The 18,327-nt window shown below is 73.8% G+C and carries 9 protein-coding genes, 1 pseudogene and 2 riboswitches; of the genes and pseudogenes, 6 read left to right on the top strand and 4 right to left on the bottom strand.

Annotation, left to right across the window (positions count from 1 at the left end; genetic code table 11):
- Positions 1–28 precede the first annotated feature (28 nt).
- Positions 29–817 carry an adenosylcobinamide amidohydrolase gene (locus ACIP82_RS20780; protein ID WP_363607665.1) on the top strand — a complete coding sequence of 263 codons (789 nt, stop codon included), beginning with the start codon at positions 29–31 and terminating at the stop codon, positions 815–817.
- Here the strand turns inward: ACIP82_RS20780 and ACIP82_RS20785 are convergent, their stop codons facing one another.
- Positions 818–2,233, bottom strand: a complete 1,416-nt coding sequence (locus ACIP82_RS20785; protein ID WP_400655033.1) for a hypothetical protein — start codon at positions 2,231–2,233, stop codon at positions 818–820.
- Between the two features lie 110 nt (positions 2,234–2,343).
- Positions 2,344–2,468, bottom strand: a riboswitch (cobalamin riboswitch).
- 52 nt (positions 2,469–2,520) lie between these two features.
- Positions 2,521–2,660: riboswitch (cobalamin riboswitch) on the top strand.
- Positions 2,661–2,762: 102 nt separating this feature from the next.
- On the opposite strand from ACIP82_RS20785, the gene ACIP82_RS20790 reads away from it, so the two are divergent.
- From ACIP82_RS20790 to ACIP82_RS20810, 5 genes are read left to right on the top strand one after another with little or no spacing between them, the layout of a single operon-like run.
- Positions 2,763–5,639: a prenyltransferase/squalene oxidase repeat-containing protein gene (locus ACIP82_RS20790; RefSeq protein ID WP_400655036.1), complete on the top strand. Its 2,877-nt coding sequence runs from the start codon at positions 2,763–2,765 to the stop codon at positions 5,637–5,639.
- Positions 5,636–6,742: a hypothetical protein gene (locus tag ACIP82_RS20795; protein WP_400655038.1), complete on the top strand. Its 1,107-nt coding sequence runs from the start codon at positions 5,636–5,638 to the stop codon at positions 6,740–6,742. The genes ACIP82_RS20790 and ACIP82_RS20795 overlap by 4 nt, the downstream gene beginning before the upstream one ends.
- Before the next feature lie 10 nt (positions 6,743–6,752).
- Positions 6,753–7,982 (top strand): energy-coupling factor transporter transmembrane component T, encoded by a 1,230-nt coding sequence (locus ACIP82_RS20800; RefSeq protein WP_400655062.1) that lies wholly within the window; start codon positions 6,753–6,755, stop codon positions 7,980–7,982.
- Entirely contained in the window at positions 7,979–9,622 is a 1,644-nt protein-coding gene (locus tag ACIP82_RS20805) for an ABC transporter ATP-binding protein (protein ID WP_400655040.1), read from the top strand. Before ACIP82_RS20800 ends, ACIP82_RS20805 begins: the two co-directional genes overlap by 4 nt.
- Positions 9,619–10,467, top strand: a complete 849-nt coding sequence (locus ACIP82_RS20810) for an ECF transporter S component (RefSeq protein ID WP_363607661.1) — start codon at positions 9,619–9,621, stop codon at positions 10,465–10,467. The genes ACIP82_RS20805 and ACIP82_RS20810 overlap by 4 nt, the downstream gene beginning before the upstream one ends.
- 348 nt (positions 10,468–10,815) lie before the next feature.
- Here ACIP82_RS20810 and ACIP82_RS20815 read toward each other — a convergent pair.
- From ACIP82_RS20815 to ACIP82_RS20825, 3 genes and pseudogenes are all read right to left on the bottom strand, one after another.
- A pseudogene (locus ACIP82_RS20815) lies at positions 10,816–11,874 on the bottom strand (NAD(P)/FAD-dependent oxidoreductase); the annotation flags it as partial.
- Positions 11,850–12,827, bottom strand: a complete 978-nt coding sequence (locus ACIP82_RS20820; RefSeq protein ID WP_400655044.1) for a spirocyclase AveC family protein — start codon at positions 12,825–12,827, stop codon at positions 11,850–11,852. The gene ACIP82_RS20820 and the pseudogene ACIP82_RS20815, both read right to left, overlap by 25 nt.
- A 6-nt stretch (positions 12,828–12,833) precedes the next feature.
- Positions 12,834–18,152 carry a type I polyketide synthase gene (locus ACIP82_RS20825; protein WP_400655046.1) on the bottom strand — a complete coding sequence of 1,773 codons (5,319 nt, stop codon included), beginning with the start codon at positions 18,150–18,152 and terminating at the stop codon, positions 12,834–12,836.
- Between the last annotated feature and the right edge of the window lie 175 nt (positions 18,153–18,327).

Consider the following 18,327-nt stretch of genomic DNA (forward strand, 5'->3'; position numbering starts at 1 on the left):
CCGAACTCACCCGAAGGCGGCCCGTTCCATGGCGTTCCCGCAGCAGAAGGCGGCCTTCACCGAACCGGTCGGCCGGACCGGCGGGGCGGTGGAGGTCGAGCGGTCCTGCCGGTTCGAGGACGGTGAGTGCCGGCACCTTCTGCTGTGGCGGGCCGGTCCAGGCTGGCGGATGCTCAGCAGCGCGGTGCTCGGGGGCGGCCTCGGCGAGCGGGAGTGGGTGGTCAACGCACAGGTCAGGCCCGGGTGCGGCCGGATGGACCCGGACCGCCACCTCGCCGGGCTGGCCACCGGGCTGGGGCTGAGCGGCCCCGGCGCCGGGCTGATGACCGCCGCGCGGGTGGACGACTTCACCTGGGCCTGCGACGGCGGGGTCACCGCGGTGGTGACGACGGGGATCGGGGTGCCGGCCTGGGCGGCCGCCCCCGACCCGGCCGCGGAGGCCGGGGCCGGATTCCCGGGCACGATCAACATCCTGGTGGTGGTGCCCGCCGCGGTGTCGGACGCCGGTCTGGTCAACCTGCTGGCGACGGCGACCGAGGCGAAGGTCCAGGCGCTGGTGGAGGCCGGGTACGACTGTTCCGGGACGCCGTCGGACGCGGTGTGCGTGGCGGTCCGCCGAGCCGGTCCGGGCCAGGTGCCCGAGCCGTTCGGCGGCCCGCGCTCCCGGTGGGGCGCCCGGGCCGCCCGCGCCGTCCACGAGGCCGTCACGCTGGGCGCCGAGCGGGACCGCACAGGCCGGGCACGGGGGGCCGTGCCCGGCCATGCGCGGTCGACTCCGGAGTGCGCCAGGACCTTTGTGCTGTCCGGCGCGCGGTGATCAGCTGCCGAAGCGCAGCGAGACGGTGTCGCCGACGCTGATCACGGTGCTGCGGGCGGCGCCGGTGGCGGCGGCGCCGTCGATGCTCACCTTCCAGCTGGAAGTCCCGCTGTTGGCGGTGCCGTTGACGGCGGTGACGGTGCCGCTGCCGGAGGACGGCGTGACGGCGGTGACGCAGCCGCCCGGGGTCGCCGCCCCGGCGGCGTCGAGGACGGCGCCGAGCGTCGTGGTGGTGCCGGTCGGGGTGACGGTGACCGCGCAGACCCTGGGCGAGCCGGTGCCGTCGTCGACGACCAGGGCGAGCCGGGCGGCGGTGCCGGCGGTGAAGGAACCGGTGGTGGCCCAGGTCGGCTCCCCGGCGGTGGTCGGGGTGGGCGGGGTGGCGGTGAAGCCCGCCCCGGCGACCGCACGCAGCCCGTCGACGGAGGCGTAGGGGGAGGGGGCGGTGTCGGTGGGCAGGTACTTGAAGCCGCCACCGGGCTTGAACTGCTGGGAGATCAGGAAGTCGACCGGGGTCTTGCCGGTGCCGCTGGTGAAGTCGGCGCCCTGGGGGTTGATGCCGCAGGCGTTGAGACCGGAGACGGCCCAGCCGTTGGAGTCGGTGTTGGCGCCGAACATCGAGTTGAAGGCGCCGGAGGCGACGAGCTTGCCCTTGAGGAAGTTCTTGGCGGCGACGATCGCGGGGTCGGTGCCGGGCACGCCGCTGCTGCACAGCGAGGCCATGGCGGCGCCGGTCATGTCGATGTCACTGGCCTGGGCGAGTGCGGCCGGATCGCCGGCGGCCTTGCCGAAGTTCCAGCCCCCGTCGTTGTGCTGGTTGGCGCGGACCGCCGTGACCGAGGCGTCGAGCAGGGCCTGCGGCACCCGCTGGGCGCCGCTCTGCGTCCTGGCGCCGCCGAGGGCGAGCAGGCCGAACACGGTGCCGTTGAAGTTGGCGGACGGGCCGTAGTAACCGGGCTCGGCGGTCTGCCAGTAGGCGGCGACGTCCGCGATGAGGTTGCGGCCGGGGCCGACGCGCGCGGGGTCGATCCCGGCGGCGTAGGCGTTGAGGACGCCCCGCTCGTAGTCGGTGACGACGGGCGCGGCGCTCGGCCAGGTGGTGGCGGCGAGCTGGTTGCGGTACACCAGGCGGGCGTTCCTGGTGGCGTCGCCGCCCGGGGCCACGTCCGCCGCGGCGGTGCCGGCGGCCGCCAGCGCGCTGAACGCCCACTCGTCGGAGAGGCCCCCGCCGGTGACGTAGCTGCCGTCGGCGGCCTGGAGGGACTTCAGATAGGTGACGCCGGTGCTCTTCGAGGTGGCTGTCTGGGCCGGGGTGGCGGTCGCGTGGGCGGGGACGGCGGAGAGCAGCAGGGCGCCGGCCGTTATCGGGACGGCCACCGCGGAGGAGACGCGCGAGGAGGAGAGGAGGGACGACACGGGGCGGGCTCCTTGGAGTGACGGGCGCCGACCCGGCTCCGGGCCCCGGGGCTCCCTCGGGAGTTCGGCGGCCGGAGCGGCCGCCGCCCGGATCGCGTGGGCAGGCTTTCGCCGGTGGTACGTGGCCGGGCGGGCATTCGGGCTCGGGACGGCGGAACCGCCCCATACCGTTGCGCGTCAGCCCTGGAATCGCACCAGGTTCCCCCGCTCGGCCACCGGGGACGCTACCGCACGGTGCTGCCACCGGCGAGGTGTCCAAGACGACATGACGACTCATTGACGGCCGACGCGGGAGCGTGGTCTGATGAACCGTTTTTCATCCTCGGCAGTAGGGGAAGCCGGTCCAACTCCGGCGCTGACCCGCAACCGTAGATCCGCCCCTCCGGGCGGATGAGCCGGACTGCCTGCGCCGAGGGCCTGTTCAGAAGCACTTGCGTCGTCGAGGACTACGACGCGGTCGGGACGGTCCCCATGCCGGGGAGCCGTCGGCTGCGCCGTGACACCCCGTCGACCGATCAGGGAGTCGCCGGTGAGGGTCAACAGCACGCGCACACGTCACAGAGCCCGGGGTCTGACGTCCCTGCTGGCCACCGGCGCCGTCGCTGCCGCCGCGGGCGGTACGGTCCTGCTCGGCCACCCCGGTACCGCGGCCGCCGACCCGATCGAGGAGTGCACCGCCACCACCGGCGCGATCGTCGCCGTCGACTTCGGCCACTGGGGCGGCGGGGTCGTCCGCGGCTGCGACGCCCACCCCACCACCGGGATGAACCTGCTGCACAACGCCGGCTTCACCACCACCGGCACCGAGCACGACGGCCCGGCGTTCATCTGCCGGCTCGGCAACGGCACCTTCAACAGCGGCACCCAGTACCCGACAGCCGCCGAGGAGCCCTGCGTCAACACCCCGCAGGCCACCGCGTACTGGTCGTACTGGATCGCCGAACCCGGTCGGCAGACCTGGTCCTACAGCCAGTTCGGCGCCGCCACCCAGAAGCCGAAGCCCGGCGAGGTCGAGGCCTGGGTGTACGGCGGCACCGACATCGGCGGCACCAGCGGGGCACCCTCCTTCACCCCGGACTCCGTCCGCGCCGAGAACGGCGCCGGTCCGTCCCCCTCGGCCTCCATCTCCCCCTCGGCGTCCCCGAGCCCGACCGGCCCGTCGCCCGCCGCGGGCGACCCCGTCGCGGCGGCCGCCTGGCTGGCCGGCCGGCTCGTCGACGGCGACCACATGGAGAACTGGGCCTTCGAGGGCCCCGACCTCCCCCGGACGTCCCTCACCGCGATCGCCCTCGCCGCCGCCGGGACGGAGGACCCGGCCCTGCGCAAGGTCCTCGCCTACCTCGCCGCCCACACCGACGCGTTCCTCCTCCCGGACGGGCCGTCCGCCAAGCCCGACGCCAGGGCCGCCGCGCTGCTGGCCCTGGTCGCCGAGAGCACCGGCGGCAACCCCCGTGCCTTCGGCGGCCGCGACCTGATCGCCGCGCTCACCGACCACGTCTGTGCCTCGGCCGGCGAGAACGGCAAGTGCACCGCCGCCGGGGACTTCCACGGTGCGGCCTCGCCCTGGGTCCAGGCCCTGGGCGTCATCGCCCTGCAGCGGGCCGAGGTCGCTCCGCCCGCCTCGGCGCTCACCCGGTTCACGGCGCTCCAGTGCGCCGACGGCGGCATCGCCGGAGCGATGATCGTGGCGGGCGACTACTGCGAGTCCGATCCGTCCGGCACCGCTCTCGCCGTTCTCGCCCTGCGCAAGGCCGGCGGCTTCGAGCAGACGGCGAAGAAGGCCGCCGACCAACTGGCCGCGAGCCAGCAGGCCGACGGCTCCTACCTCCCCTACACCGGCGCCGCGGGCGGCGACACCGGCAGCACCGCCCGCGTGGCCCAGGCTCTCAAGGCCACCGGCCGGAGCGCCGGACAGACCGCCGCCAGGACCTGGCTCGCCGCCCGGCAGGGCCAGGACGGCGGCTTCGGCACCGACGAGTCGACCACCGAGTCCGACCCGGACGCCACCGAACAGGCCATCCTCGCCCTGACCGGCACCGACCCGACCGGCGTCCGGCACGACCCGAACGCGGCCACGACCGCGCCGCCCGGCCCGCACCCCGGGAAGACCCCCGATCTCGGCAAGGGCAGCGCCTACCTGACCGACCCGGCACGCCTGATCGACGGTCACTACTACGAGGCCTTCCCGGCCTTCGCCGACTTCGGCCTCACCATCGACGGCGCCTACGCCCTCGCCGCCACCGGCGCGGACGACGCGGCCCTGCGCAGGATCGTCGACTTCCTGGACCAGCAGGGCAAGGACGCCGGCGACCGAACCGTCAACGACTGGACGGGCATCGGCACCGAGTACGCCGGCGGCGGCTCGATCGGCAAGGAGGCGCTGCTCGCCGAGATCACCGGCCGCGACCCGCGCGCCTTCGGCGGCCACGACCTGATCGCCGCCCTCGCCACGGCGGTCTGCGCCCAGACGAACCCGGACACCGGCTGCGCGGCGCCCGGCAACTACACCTACGCCACCTCGGTCTTCTCCCAGGCGCTCGGCATCATGGCCCAGCTGCGCGCCGGGGAGACCGGGCCGGCCGCCGCGCCGGTCGCCTACCTGAAGAGCCTCCAGCACGCCGACGGCTCCTGGCCGAGCCTGATCCCCGCCACCGGGGACTCCGACGTGGACAGCACCGCCATGGCGGCCATGGCCCTCGCCCTCGCTCCCGGGGACGACGGCGCCCAGGCCGTGGACAAGGCCCTCGGCTGGCTGGCCGACAAGCAGGAGGCCGACGGCGGCTTCCCCGGCGCGGCCGGTGACTCCACCAACTCGGCCGCCCTCGCGATCCAGGGGATGACGCTGCGTCAGAGCGCCTACGCCGGCCCGATCGCCAAGGCGCTGGACTTCCTCGCCGGCCAGCAGAACAGCGACGGCGGCTTCAACGTCGCCACGAGCGGACAGCGCGGCTCGGACGTCCGGGCCTCCACCCAGGCGGTGGGCGGCGCCACCGGGATCTCCTTCGGCACCCTCCGGCGGGACCTCGGCAGCACGCCCACTCCGACCGGTTCGCCGACGGCGACGCCGAGTTCGACGCCGAGTTCGACGCCGACGGGCTCCCCGACGGAGACCGGATCCCCGGCCCCGACCGGCTCACCCACGACCGCCCCGACCGCCCCGGCCACCGCGGACACCGGGACGCCCGGTGTGTCCGGCGGGCCCGTCCCGGGCGACCCCGGATACCCGGCCCAGCCCGGCGTACCCGGAAACCGCGTGCCCGGCACGGCCGACGGCGGCAGCCTCGCCCGCACCGGGACGGACACACCGGCCCTGATGGCAGCCGCCGGGCTGCTGGTCGGCGCCGGAGCCGCAGCCGTCCTCGCCGCCCGCCGCCGCGCGGCCTCCGCACCCGGGCGCCACCGGTGATCCGGCGGACCGGCCGGCTGCTCGGGGCCGTTGCCACGACGCTCGCCCTCGCCTTCGGCGGGCTCGGGGTGGCGGCTGCCCCGGCGGTGGCGGCCCCGCTGCCGATCGAACAGTGCACCACCACCTCCGGCGTGGTGCTCGCCGTCGACTTCGGCAAGTGGGGCGGCCCGCTGCTGCGCTCCTGCGGCACCACCCCCACCACCGGCTACACCCTGCTCAACCAGGGGGGCTGGAAGACCACCGGGACGGGGCACGACGGCCCGGCGTTCATCTGCCGGATCGGTTACAGCGGCTACCAGGGCGGCAAGCAGTTCCCCACCCCGGATCAGGAGAAGTGCGTCCTCACACCGCCCGCCACGGCCTACTGGTCGTACTGGCACGCGGACCCGGGTGAGAACACCTGGTCGTACAGCCAGCTCGGCGCGATGAGCTATCGGCCGAAGCCCGGCAGCGTCGACCTGTGGATCTTCGGCGGGACCAACATCGAGGGCACCGAAGGACGTCCCGCCTTCTCGCCCGACACCGTCCGCGCGCACAACACCGCACCGGGCGGCGGAGCGGACGCCATCCCGGAGCCGCCCAGGCCGCCGGCCGGTGCCGGTTCGGCCGGCGGCGGTGGCTCCGGTAGTGGCGGCACCGCCGGCGGTGGCGGCAGCGGCGGCGGCACCGGGGGGACGTCCGGCGGTTCGGTCACCGGCGGCACCGGAGGCACCGGTGGCGGCGGCACGAAACGTCCGCCCGCCGCCGGGACCCCGGGAGGCACGGGCCGTACCGAACCGGCGATCCCGCCGGCCGGGCTGCCCGAGCAGACCACCCCCGCACCCGATCCGGCCGCGTCCGTGCCCGCGCCCGACGAGACCCCTGCCCAGGTTCCGTCCGGCACCCCGTCGGCCACCGACACCGCACCACCGCCGTCCACGGACCCGGCGACCCCGGCCCCGTCCGCCGACGCCGGCGGTCCGGCCGTGGTGAACGCCGCCCCGGTCGCCGACGCCCCGCACGACGCGGGCCCGATCGCGCCCGTGGTCGCCGGAGTCGTGCTCGTGGCCGCCCTCGGCACCGCCACCGTCATCGCCGCGCGCCGCCGCCGACGGGCCGAGTGATTCCGTGACCGTGCTCGACCGACCCGGCACCGGGTCCCCGCAGTCCGCCCCCGGGCGGGCCGCGGGGGCCGGGCGACTCCCGCGCAACCTGCACCCGCTGGCCTGGTGGGCCTGGGCCCTGGCCCTGGCCACCGCGGCCAGCCGCACCACCAATCCGCTGCTCCTGTTCCTGGTGCTCGCCGTCCTCGGCTACGTGGTCACCGCCCGTCGTACCGAGGCCCCGTGGGCCCGCGGCTTCAAGTACTACCTGTGGCTCGCCCTGACCGTGGTGGCGATCCGGGTGGTCTTCCGGTGCGTCTTCGCCACCGGCATCACCCCCCACGACCACCTGCTCTTCTCGCTCCCGCACATCCCCACCCCCGACTGGTACGCGGGCATCCGGATCGGCGGCCCGGTCTCCCTGGAGGCCACCCTCTCGGCCGCCACCGACGGCCTGCGGCTCGCCTGCCTGCTCTGCTGCATCGGCGCGGCGAACACCCTGGCCAATCCCAAACGGGCCCTGCGCGTGCTCCCCGGCGCCCTCTACGAGCTGGGCGTGGCCGTGACGGTCTCGATCAGCGTCGCCCCGCAGCTGGTGCAGAGCGTCCAACGGGTGGTTCGCGCGAGGCGGTTGCGCGCCGGGCGGAGCAAGGGCATCCGGGCTCTGCGCAGCATCGTCGTCCCGGTGCTGGAGGACGCGCTGGAACGCTCGCTGCACCTGGCCGCAGCGATGGACTCCCGGGGCTACGGCCGCTCCGGCACCGCCACCCGCGCGTCCCGCCGGGCCACCGGCGCGCTGATGCTGCTCGGCATGATCGGTCTCTGCGCGGGCGTGTACGGGCTGCTGGACGGAACCGCCCCCGCCGCGCTGGGGCTGCCGGCCCTGCTCGCGGGCTCGCTGCTGTGCGCGGCCGGCCTGGCGCTCGGCGGCCGACGGGTACGCCGCACCACCTACCGGCCGGACCCGTGGCGGTCCGCCGAGTGGGGCGTCGCCGGCTGCGGAGTGGCGGCCGCGACCCTGCTGTTCGTCACCGTGGGGTACGACGCCACCGGCCTCAACCCGTCGCTCTACCCGCTGAGCTGGCCGAGCCTGCCGGTCGTCCCCGTGCTGGCCCTGCTGCTGGCCGGTGCCGCCGGGGTCATCGCCCCGCCCCCGGGCCGCACACCCGAACCCCCGGCCGTGCCCCGGCAGCGGGCCGCCGACCGTACCACCGGGGACCGCCGTACCGGCGGCCGCACGCACACCGAGGTGACCAAGTGATCCGTTTCGACCAGGTCGGCGTGGTGTACGAGGGCGCGGCCGCACCGACACTGCGCGACGTCGACCTGCACATCCCGGAGGGCGAACTCTGCCTGGTGGTCGGGCGCACCGGCGCCGGCAAGTCCACCCTGCTCGGCGCGGTCAACGGCCTCGTCCCGCACTTCACCGGCGGCACCCTGTCGGGCCGGGTCACCGTCGACGGCCGGGACACCGCCCACCACCCGCCGCGCGAACTCGCCGACGTGGTCGGCGTGGTCGGACAGGACCCGCTGGCCGGCTTCGTCACCGACACCGTCGAGGAGGAACTCGCCTACGCCATGGAGCAGTTGGCGATCCCCCCGGAGACGATGCGCAAACGCGTCGAGGAGACCCTCGACCTGCTCGGCCTCGCCGACCTGCGGTACCGCGCGCTGCACGAGCTCTCCGGCGGACAGCAGCAGCGCGTCGCCATCGGTTCCGTGCTCACCGCCCACCCCCGGGTCCTGGTCCTGGACGAGCCCACCTCCGCACTCGACCCGACCGCCGCCGAAGAGGTCCTGGCGGCCGTCACCCGGCTGGTGCACGACCTCGGCGTCACCGTCCTGCTCGCCGAACACCGCCTGGAACGGGTCGTCCAGTACGCCGACCGCGTCGCCTACCTCCCCGGTGACGGCACCGTCGCCCACGGACCGCCCGCCGAGATCTTCACCGGCACGGCGATCGCGCCACCGGTCGTCGACCTCGGCCGGCTGGCCGGCTGGCACCCGCTGCCGCTGTCCGTCCGCGACGCCCGCCGGGCCGCCGCACCGCTCAGGGAACGCCTCTCCGGCCACCCCGCCCCGCCGCCGCGCCGCGAACCCGCCGGAGGACGGACGGTGCTGACCGCCGAGCGGATCGTCGTGCGCTACGGCCAGGTGGCCGCCGTCCGGGAGGTCGACCTGGAGCTGCGGGCCGGCCAGGTCACCGCGCTGATGGGCCGCAACGGCTCCGGCAAGTCCTCCCTGCTCTGGGCCCTGCAGGGCTCCGGCCCGCGGCAGGGCGGCTCCGTCAAGGTCGCCCGGGCCGAAGGCGGACCGGCCAGGGACCCGAAACGGCTCCCGGCCGTCGAGGCCCGCCAACTCGTCGGGCTGGTCCCGCAGACCCCGACGGACCTGCTCTACCTGGAGTCGGTGGCCCAGGAGCTGGCCCAGGCGGACCAGGACGCCGCGGGTCGGCCGGTGCCGGCCGCCCGGCGGATCCTGGACCGGCTGGCTCCCGGCATCCCCGACGGCACCCACCCCCGCGACCTCTCCGAGGGGCAGAAGCTGGCCCTGGTCCTGGCGGTCCAGCTGGCCGCCGCGCCGGAGGTGGTCCTGCTGGACGAACCCACCCGAGGACTGGACTACCACGCGAAGGAGGCGCTGATCGGCATCGTCGACGGGATCGCCGCCGACGGGCACACCGTCGTCGTCTCCACCCACGACGTCGAGTTCGTCGCCGCGGCCGCGGACCGGGTGGTGGTGATGGCCGAGGGCGAGACCGTCGCCGACGGCCCGACCGCCGAAGTGATCGTCGCCTCACCCACCTTCGCCCCCCAGACCGCCAAGATCCTCGCCCCGCTGCCCTATCTGACCAGCCGTCAGGTCGCCCGGGCCCTGGGCGGGCTGGAGGCCGGCCGGTGACCGCCCCCACCCGGGCGGCCGTCCGGATCCCCGGCCGGGCCCGCATCGTCGTGGCCCTCGCCGCGTTCATCGGCCTGACCGCCTTCACCTGGCCGTTCGTCGTCGCCCCGGGAACGTTCGGCTCCTCCTACGCGCCGCCGCTCATCTTCGGCGCCCTGCTGATCCTGGTCCTCGCCGTCGTCATCGCCGAGATCTCCGCCGGCGGCATCGACGCCAAGGCGCTCGCCATGCTCGGCGTCCTGTCCGCCGTCAACGCGGGCCTGCGGCCGCTAGGCGCGGGCACGGCCGGCGTCGAGACGGTCTTCTTCATCCTCGTCCTCGCCGGCCGCGTCTTCGGCCCCGGCTTCGGCTTCACCCTCGGCTGCACCTCGCTCTTCGCCTCCGCCCTCATCACCGGCGGAGTCGGCCCCTGGATGCCCTACCAGATGTTCGGCTGCGCCTTCGTCGGCATGCTCGCCGGGCTGCTGCCGAAGCTCCGGCGGAGGTGGGAGGTGCTGATGCTGGCCGGCTACGGCGCCGTCTCCGGTTATCTCTTCGGCTTTCTGCTCAACCTCTCCTTCTGGCCGTTCTCCACCGACCCGAACAGCTCGATCGCCTACCTGCCCGGGCTTCCCTTCACCGAACAGTGGCACCGCTACCTGCTCTTCGACCTCGCCACCTCGCTCGGCTGGGACACCGGCCGCGCCGTCACCACCGGCCTGTGCGTCCTCATCGTCGGCCCGGCCGTCCTCACCGTCTTCCGCCGCGCGGCCCGTCGCGCCAACTTCGAGCCGACCGTGCGCTTCGCGGGCCTGCCCGACTCCCGCGACCGACCCGGACCCACCGGTACTCCGGCCGGTGTCTGACCTCCTTGTGCCCGGGCCGTCCGCAGGGTGCGCGGAGGGCCTTGAGGCGGAGCCCGAGCGGAGGGCGAGCAGCAGGTTGCGGGGGCGGGCGAGGGCGGCTGGGCCGGTGAGCATGTTGGCGACCCTGATGTAGTCGGTGTACATCGCGGGGTGGTCGGGGATGAGGTCCTGCCAGGCGCGTAGGTAGCGTTGCGCGGCGCGGGCCGCCAGTGGCGTGTGCTGGTCGGGTTGCCAGGCGCGGTCGCTGAGGGTGGCCATGGCCCAGGGCCAGCGGGTGGTGCGGTTGAGGTGCCGTTGGAAGTGGCGGGCGAAGTCGTGTGGTCCGCCGGGCGGCTGGTTGGCCAGCAGGTGTCGTAGAAGGTGGGCTTCGAGGGCGGCGACGGTCATGCCCTGGGCGTAGAGGGGGTTGAAGACGCAGGCGGCGTCTCCCAGCGCGATGAGTCCGTCGGGCCATGGGCGCAGGCGGTGGTAGTGCATGCGCCGGTTGGCGGTGTGGCGGTAGCGTGCGATTCCCGAGGTGGGTTCCATGCTGTTCAGGGCGTCGTCGAGGCCGCAGTTGAGCGATGCCGCGAAGGCTTCGAACCCGGCTGTGTCGTTTGGCGGGTGGTGTCCGGAGGCCCCTTGGAGGGTGATCAGGTATCGGTCGTGCTCGATATGCAGGGCGAAGCAGCCGCGGGGTGTGTCGGGGGCACGCAGCGGCACGAGGAGGGCCTGCCACGGCGGGTGCGAGCCCGGGGGCGCCCGAAAGAGGCGGCTGGCGTAGCCGATACCGGGATCGATCACCGTCTGCGAGGGGCGCGGCCGGAGGCCGTCGGCGGTGAGCCAGTCGGGCAGACGCGAGGTACGGCCGGAGGCGTCGACGACCAGGTCCGCATCCAGGAGCCGGGTGGCAGTTCCGGGCGGCTGCCGTGGTCGGAGGAGGACGCCGTTCACCCGGAGCGGTCTGTCGAAGTGCAGTCCGGTGATGGTGTGGCGGTCCAGAATCCGCAGGCCGGGCAGGGCGGCGGCGCGGGAGCGGATGGTGGTTTCGAGCAGGGGCCGGCTGACGGGCTGGACGAGGATGCCGGAGGTGACCGGCTCGGGTCGCCCGGCGGGGAGGTGGAGCCGGGCCTGCCGGCAGAAGTCGAAGACGGGGGCGCCCTCGGCGGTGAGTTCGTCGCGGATGCCGGGGAACAGCTCCTCGATGGCCTGGGCGCCGCGGGTGGTCAGCGCGTGGGCGTGTCTGCCCTGGGGAACCCCGGGCCGGGGGGTGGGCGCGTCGGTGAGCCGGTCCCGTTCGACAACGGTGACGTGTTCGAACGTCTCGGCCAGGACGCGGGCCGCGAGCAGCCCGGCGATGCCCGCCCCGATCACGACGGCGTGCCCGCGGCGTCGGGCGCGGCCTACGGCCGGGGAAGGTCGAACCATGAGGGAAGCACGATCGGGTGGCTGACCAAGGAGGCCAGGAGCATGACGAGCTGGAGCGCGAGCATGCAGACGGTGGCGAAGCCGACGCCGGCGAGCAGCCGGATCCACGGCTGGGCGCGTGGCGGGAGGGACAGGGAGCCTTCCAGCAGCCAGGCTTCCCGGCCGGGTCCCGCGTACAAGGTCATCAGCAGCACCGGCAGCGCGGCGAGGAGGACCAGGCACAGTGGTGAGGTGAGGGGGAGCTGGTACCAGTGGCCTTCGAAGAGCGTGAGATACGGCAGTGCGCGGGGGTAGCCGTAGCCACCGAAGCGCATGTAGGCGTGCTCCATGGGGATGTCGCAGATCAGGCTGATCACGACGGTCGCCGCTGCGGTGCGGGCCCGTGACCAGCGGGGCCTGTACCGACGCAGGAGCGCGGCGATGCCCAGGGCCATGAAGATCCAGAAAACGACCCAGGGGTAGGCGCCGTTTTCCAGGAAGGTCTCGGTCTGCGGGGTCGGGCCGTGCCATCCGGGCAGGTAGGGGCCCCAGGAGACGAGGTTGACGTCGTACCGGTTCGCGCTGACCGTGTGGTGGAAGCTGCCGGAATAGGGGTCGGTCCACCAGACCAGGAAGTAGCCCGTGACGAGTGCGGCGGACAGCGTGATGTGTCCGGCCTTGCGGGACTGCCGCCAGGCCACCACGATCAGCAGGACAGAGCCCGCCAGGGCCACGGCGTCCTCGATCCGGGTGGCGAGCTTCATCCCCGCCGACATCGTGTAGCCGCCTGAGGAACAGGCGTGCAGGTTGCCGTCGGCTGCCCAGCGGGCGAGCACCCAGATCTGGAAGAGAACGCACAGGAGGCCGAACGCTGCCCAGCACACGGGCGGGCGGCGCCAACGGCTGTGCCGTCCCCCGGCGGGGGCGGCAGGCTCTTTGGCCCGACGGGCCGGGAAGGTGCTCTCGTACGGCATGTGCTGTCACCCCTGTGTGAGGTGGTGAGGCGGCTCAGGACCGGGGGCGGTCGCGGATCGCTCTTCCGCGTCGCTGTCAGGCCCGCCGGTGCTGAGGCCCAGGTGTCCCATGAGCCAGTGAGCGAGGCCCGCGGGGGTGGGGTTGACCCAGATCACCCCGGGTTTGACGGTGATGCTGAGGGCTCGCTGGATGCGCTGTTGCAGCTGGACGGCGCCGAGGGAGTCCATACCGAGGACGACCATGCTGGTGTGGGGGCCGATGTGATGGGTGGTGCCGCCGAGGAGCTCGCGTACGCAGTCGATGATGAAGGACTCCAGCAGCTCCCGGCGCGCTCCTTCGCCCTCGGCGGTCAGGAGTTCCTCGCGCACCGGCGCCTGCCCGCCGTCGTCCTGGCCGGAGGTCAGGAGTGGGGTGAGCAGGGTGGAGTGGCGCAGGGCAGGGTAGGGGGCGGTCCACTGGTCGAGGTCGAGCGGGGAGTAGGCGATCTGCCGGAATCCTGCGGTCAGGATGCGTTCGAGGGCGTCGATGCCGTCGACGGGGGTGATGGTGATCAGTCCCCGGTCGGCGAGGTGTTGTCCGCGTCCGACTTCGCTCCAGGCACCCCAGTGGATGCCGGTGGCGGGCAGGTCCCGGGCGCGGCGCCAGGCCGTCAGCTGGTCGAGGAAGGCGTTGGCGGCCGCGTAGGCGCCCTGCCCGGGTGAGCCGATCAGCGAGGCGACCGACGAGTAGAGAACGAAGAAGTCCAGCTCGATGTCGGCGGTGGCCCGGTGCAGGGCCCAGGCTCCTTCGGCTTTGCCGCGCCATACCCGCTGAAGCAGGTCGGGACGGAGGTTGCCGAGGGCGGCGTCCTCGACGACGCCGGCGGCGTGCAGGACGCCGCGCAGCGTCATCCGGCCCTGGGTGGCGGCGACGACGCACCGCTCGGCCGTGCGGGGGTCGGCGATGTCACCGCGCACGACGCGGATGTCGGTGCCACCGGTACGCAGGGCGGCGAGGGCGGCCCGTGCCCGGGTGCCGGGGGCGGAGCGGCCGCTGATCACCACGCGGCCGGCGCCACGCCGGGCGAGCCAGGTGACGGTCAGCAGGCCGAGGCCGCCCAGGCCGCCGGTGACCAGGTAGGCGGCACCGGGGCGTACCGGGCCGGCGGGCGGGTCGGCCGGGAGCGTGGGGGTGTCGGCGCCCGCGTGGAGGCGGGCGACGTGTCGCCGGCCGCCGTGGTAAGCGAGTTCGGTGACCGGCTGGGCGGAGTCGAGCAGTTCGTCGATGAGCCGGTCCCAAGGGGTGCCGGTGTCGAAGGTGATACTGCTGGGGGCGAGTTCGGGGTGTTCGTAGGCGGCCGTGCGCAGCAGTCCGGGTAGCCCGGCCCCGGTCAGCGATGTCCGGTCCGGTGCCTGTGGGCCGGTGAGGATCCACAGCCGTGGCGGGTGGTCCAGGGCGGTGAGTTGCTGGATCACCGTGATGGCGCGGGCGACCTGCTCACGGGCCGCACCGGCTGGATCGGCTGTCGTGGCTCCGGTGCCGACGGCGAGGACGACGCCGGTGCACGGCGAGGGAAGCGCTGCCGCCAGCGGACCGGTGTCGTGGGGCAGCAGGCGGCACGCGATACCCCGTCGCGTCATCGCCCGGGCGAGTTCGGCGGGCCGGCCTTCCCCGTCGGCCGCGAGCACGGCCCAGCCCGCCTGGCCCGTCTGCCCCAGCGGGGTGGCCGACGGGACGGCGGGTTCGGGCTGCCAGGTCAGATGGGCCAGGCGGGTGGCGAAGCGTTCGGCTGAGGGTGTGATGTTGGACAGGCGCAGGCCGCGGACTTCGGCGACCACGGTGCCGTCGGCGGTGGCCAGTTTTCCGGAGGAGGTGCAGGTCAGATCGTCGGCGTGGTGCAGTTCGACCAGGGCGGTCCGGACGTGGGCGGTGGGCCCGTAGACGCGGACCTCGTCGAAGCCGGCGACGACGACGGGGCCGGGGCTGGTGGCCCGGTGGGCCAGCCACAGCGATACCACCGTCTGGACGAGTTCGTCGTGCAGGGCCGGGTGCAGGGACATCATCCAGGCCGAGACACGGGCACTGGCGTGGGTGCGCAGTGAGGAGGTGGCCCGGTCTTCGGTGGGGTGGATCCTGATGTGTTCGATGGCGGTGAAGGCCGGGCCGTGGTGGACGTTGTGGCGCTCGCGGAAAACGCGGTACAGGTCGGCCGGATCGCTGTCCTGCCACCCCTGCACGGCCGGACCGAGGGTGATGGGCGGCGGGGCGCCTTCGGCGCCGTCGAGAGGACGCACGGTGCCATGGGCGTGGACCACCGTGGCCCCGTCCTCGGTCCGGGAGAGGATTTCGACGTGCGCGCTGTCGCCGTCGTGGACCAGACGGGTGGTGACCAGGGGTTCGGGGTCCAGGATCAGCGGGCTTTTTATGGTCACGTCGTGGACGCTGACGCGGTCGGTGGCGAAGACGCGGGCTGCGGCGGCGAGCATCATCTCCACCATGCCGGTACCGGGCAGCACCGGTACGTCCGCGACCTTGTGGTCGTCCAGCCAGGGCAGCCGGGCCGGGCCGAGGGGGGTCTGCCACAGGAACCGTTCCGGGTGGTCGGGGTCGTGGACGGAGCCGCCGAGCAACGGGTGCTGTGCTGCGCCGACCAGGTACGGGGCGACGAGCCGGTAGGGGGTGGTGTCACCGCCGCGGCGGGTGCGGTGCCAGGCCGTGCCGGGCACCTCGGCGAGTTGGCCGTGGCCGTAGTGGGAGGAGAAGTCGATGCCGTCGTAGCCGGCCGCGTGCAGCCGGCCGAGGTGGGTGAGGAAGGCGTCCTGGTCGTCGCTGCCCTGACGCAGGCTTCCCAGGGCGACGGCATCGTGGATGCCGTGGTGGCGGGCGGTGTCCAGGATGGGCCGGACCGCCAGGGGATGGGCCGTGCACTCGATGAACAGCCGGTGGCCATCGGCCAGAGCGGCTGAGACGGCGGCGTGGAAGCGTACCGTTTCGCGCTGGTTGCGCACCCAGTACTCCCCTCCCAGCTCCCCGGGCACCCGTGGATCGTCAGTGACGGTGGAGTAGAAGGTGGCCGCGGGCCGTGCCTGCGGGAGATCGGCCAGGGCGGTGCGCAGCCGGTCCAGGATGGGGTCGACCTCGGGCGAGTGGGACGCCACGTCCACGTCGATCGGCTTCACCACGACGTCGGCGGCCTCCCACCGTGCGGCCAGGGCGGCGATCTGGGCGGCATCGCCGGAGACGACCGTGCTGTCCGGGGAGGTGAGCACCCCCAACGTGACCCCGTCGGCGCCGGCGTCGTCGATGGCGGCCTGCACCTCCGGTGCGCCGAGCATCACCGAGGCCATCGCCCCGCCGGAGATGGTGGCCAGCAGTGCGGAGCGCCGGCAGATGATTTCCACCCCCTCGGCCAGGCCCAGCCCGCCCGCCACCACCATCGCCGCGACCTCGCCGAGCGACTGCCCGATCACCGCGACCGGTTCGACTCCCCAGGACCGCCACAGCCCGGCGAGGGCGACCTGGACGGCGAAGAGGGTGGGCTGGATACGCGCCAGACCCACCAACTCCTCAGGGCGGGTGAGCACTTCACACAGGGAGAATCCTGCTTCCCGGGTGACCAGCGGTTCCATCTCCTCGATCGCGGCCCGGAACACCGGCTCACCGCGCAGCAGGCCCTGGCACATCCCGGCCCGCTGCGAACCCTGCCCGGTGAACACGAACACCGGCCCCGGATGCGAAGGCGGCAGCACCGGCACACCCGAGACCACCCCCTCGGCCTCCCGGCCTGAGGCGAAGGCGCGGGCCCGCACCGCCAGTTCACGGTGGTCGCGGGCGACGATGCCCAGGCGGTGGTCCGCCGGCGAACGGCGCAACGCCAGGGTGTGTGCGACGTCGAGCAGGCCGGTGCCGGCACCCTCGCCCTCCGCCCAGTCGGCCAGCCGGGCCGCCGCCAGCGCAAGGGACTGTGGTGAACCGCCCGACACCGCCAGCAAGAAGGACTCTTCAGCGCTCTGCGGCGACGCCGGGCGCGGGCGACGGGGCCGCAGGCGTGCGGGGGCGGCCTCCAACACCAGGTGCGCGTTGGTACCGGTCACCCCGTAGGAGCACACGGCGGCCAGCCGTGTGCGCGTGTCGACCGGCCACGGTGTCAGGGCGGTCGGCACGAACAGCCGGGATTCCCGGTCGCGCGGGATCGAGGGGTTCCACTGGTCGAAGTTGAGGTTGGGCGGGATCACGCCACGCCGCAGACACTCGACCGCCTTGATGGTTCCGGCGATCCCGGAGACCGGCTCCGAGTGCCCGATGTTGGTCTTCACCGAACCCAGCGCGCACCGGCCCTTTCCCCGGCCGTAGACGGCGTCGATCGAGCTGTACTCGATCGGGTCGCCGACCGCGGTCCCCGGGCCGTGCGCCTCCACCAGCCCCACCTCACCAGGATCGACCGCGGCCTTGCCGACGGCGTCTCTGAAGAGCTGCTGTTGCATCAGCGTGGACGGCGCGGTCAGCCGGCTGGACTGCCCGTCGTTGTTGACCGCGCTGCCGCGGATCACCGCCAGCACCCGGTCCCCCTCCCGCCGCGCGTCCACCAGCCGCTTGAGGAGCAGCACTCCCGCCCCCTCACCGCGCACGTATCCGTCGGCCCGCGCGTCGAAGGCATGGCAGGCACCGCGCCGCGACAGCAGCAGCGGGGCCTCGTAGTACTGCGTCTCCGGCGAGATCATCAGCAGCACCGCACCCGCGAGCGCCGTATCGCACTCGCCCAGCGTCAGTGCCCCGCACGCCGTATCCACCGCCACCAGCCCGGACGAACAGTGCGTGCTGACCACCATGACCGGGCCGCGCAGGTCCATCGCGAACGCCACCCGCCCGGCGGCCCCCGCTGTGAAATTGCCGAACAAGTACGGGCTGTTCGGGGCGTCCTCGACCGGCCGCGCCTCACGGAACAGATTGTCCGGCGCATAGGTGCCCACATACACGCCTGTTCGCGACCCCCGCAACCGTGCAAGCGGAATTCCGGCGTGCTCCACCGCCTCCCAGGCCACCTCCGCCAGCAGCCGGAACTGCGGATCCACCCAGTCCTGCTCCGCCGGCGCCACCGACAGCGCCACCGGATCCCACGCCCAGACATCCCCCTCCACAAAGCAGCCCAGCCCGGCCCGCACCGCGTCATCCGGATCGTGGACAGCCGCCAGCCGCGCGGCGTCCCAGCGGTCCACAGGTACCGGGCCCACCGTCCGCCGTCCGGCGGCCGCGAGCCTCCACAGGCCGGCAGCTGACTCCACACCGCCCGGGAACCGGCACCCGATACCCACGATGGCAATCGGTTCAGCATTCGATGCCGACATGGCCGTACCTCCGCCTGAAACCACCGCTCCGGCTCAAGGCCCGGGCCTGAGATATGACCGGAAGGCGATGCTCAGTACTCACTGATCGTTTCAAAATGAGTTCAGCTCAGGGGCTTGGCAGTTGATGTGTTCGGGCGGCAGAGTGCTCCACGTGTCGGATGATCTTGTGCCTGAT

The organism is Kitasatospora sp. NPDC088548, from assembly GCF_044753005.1.
Classification (GTDB): Bacteria; Actinomycetota; Actinomycetes; order Streptomycetales; family Streptomycetaceae; genus Kitasatospora.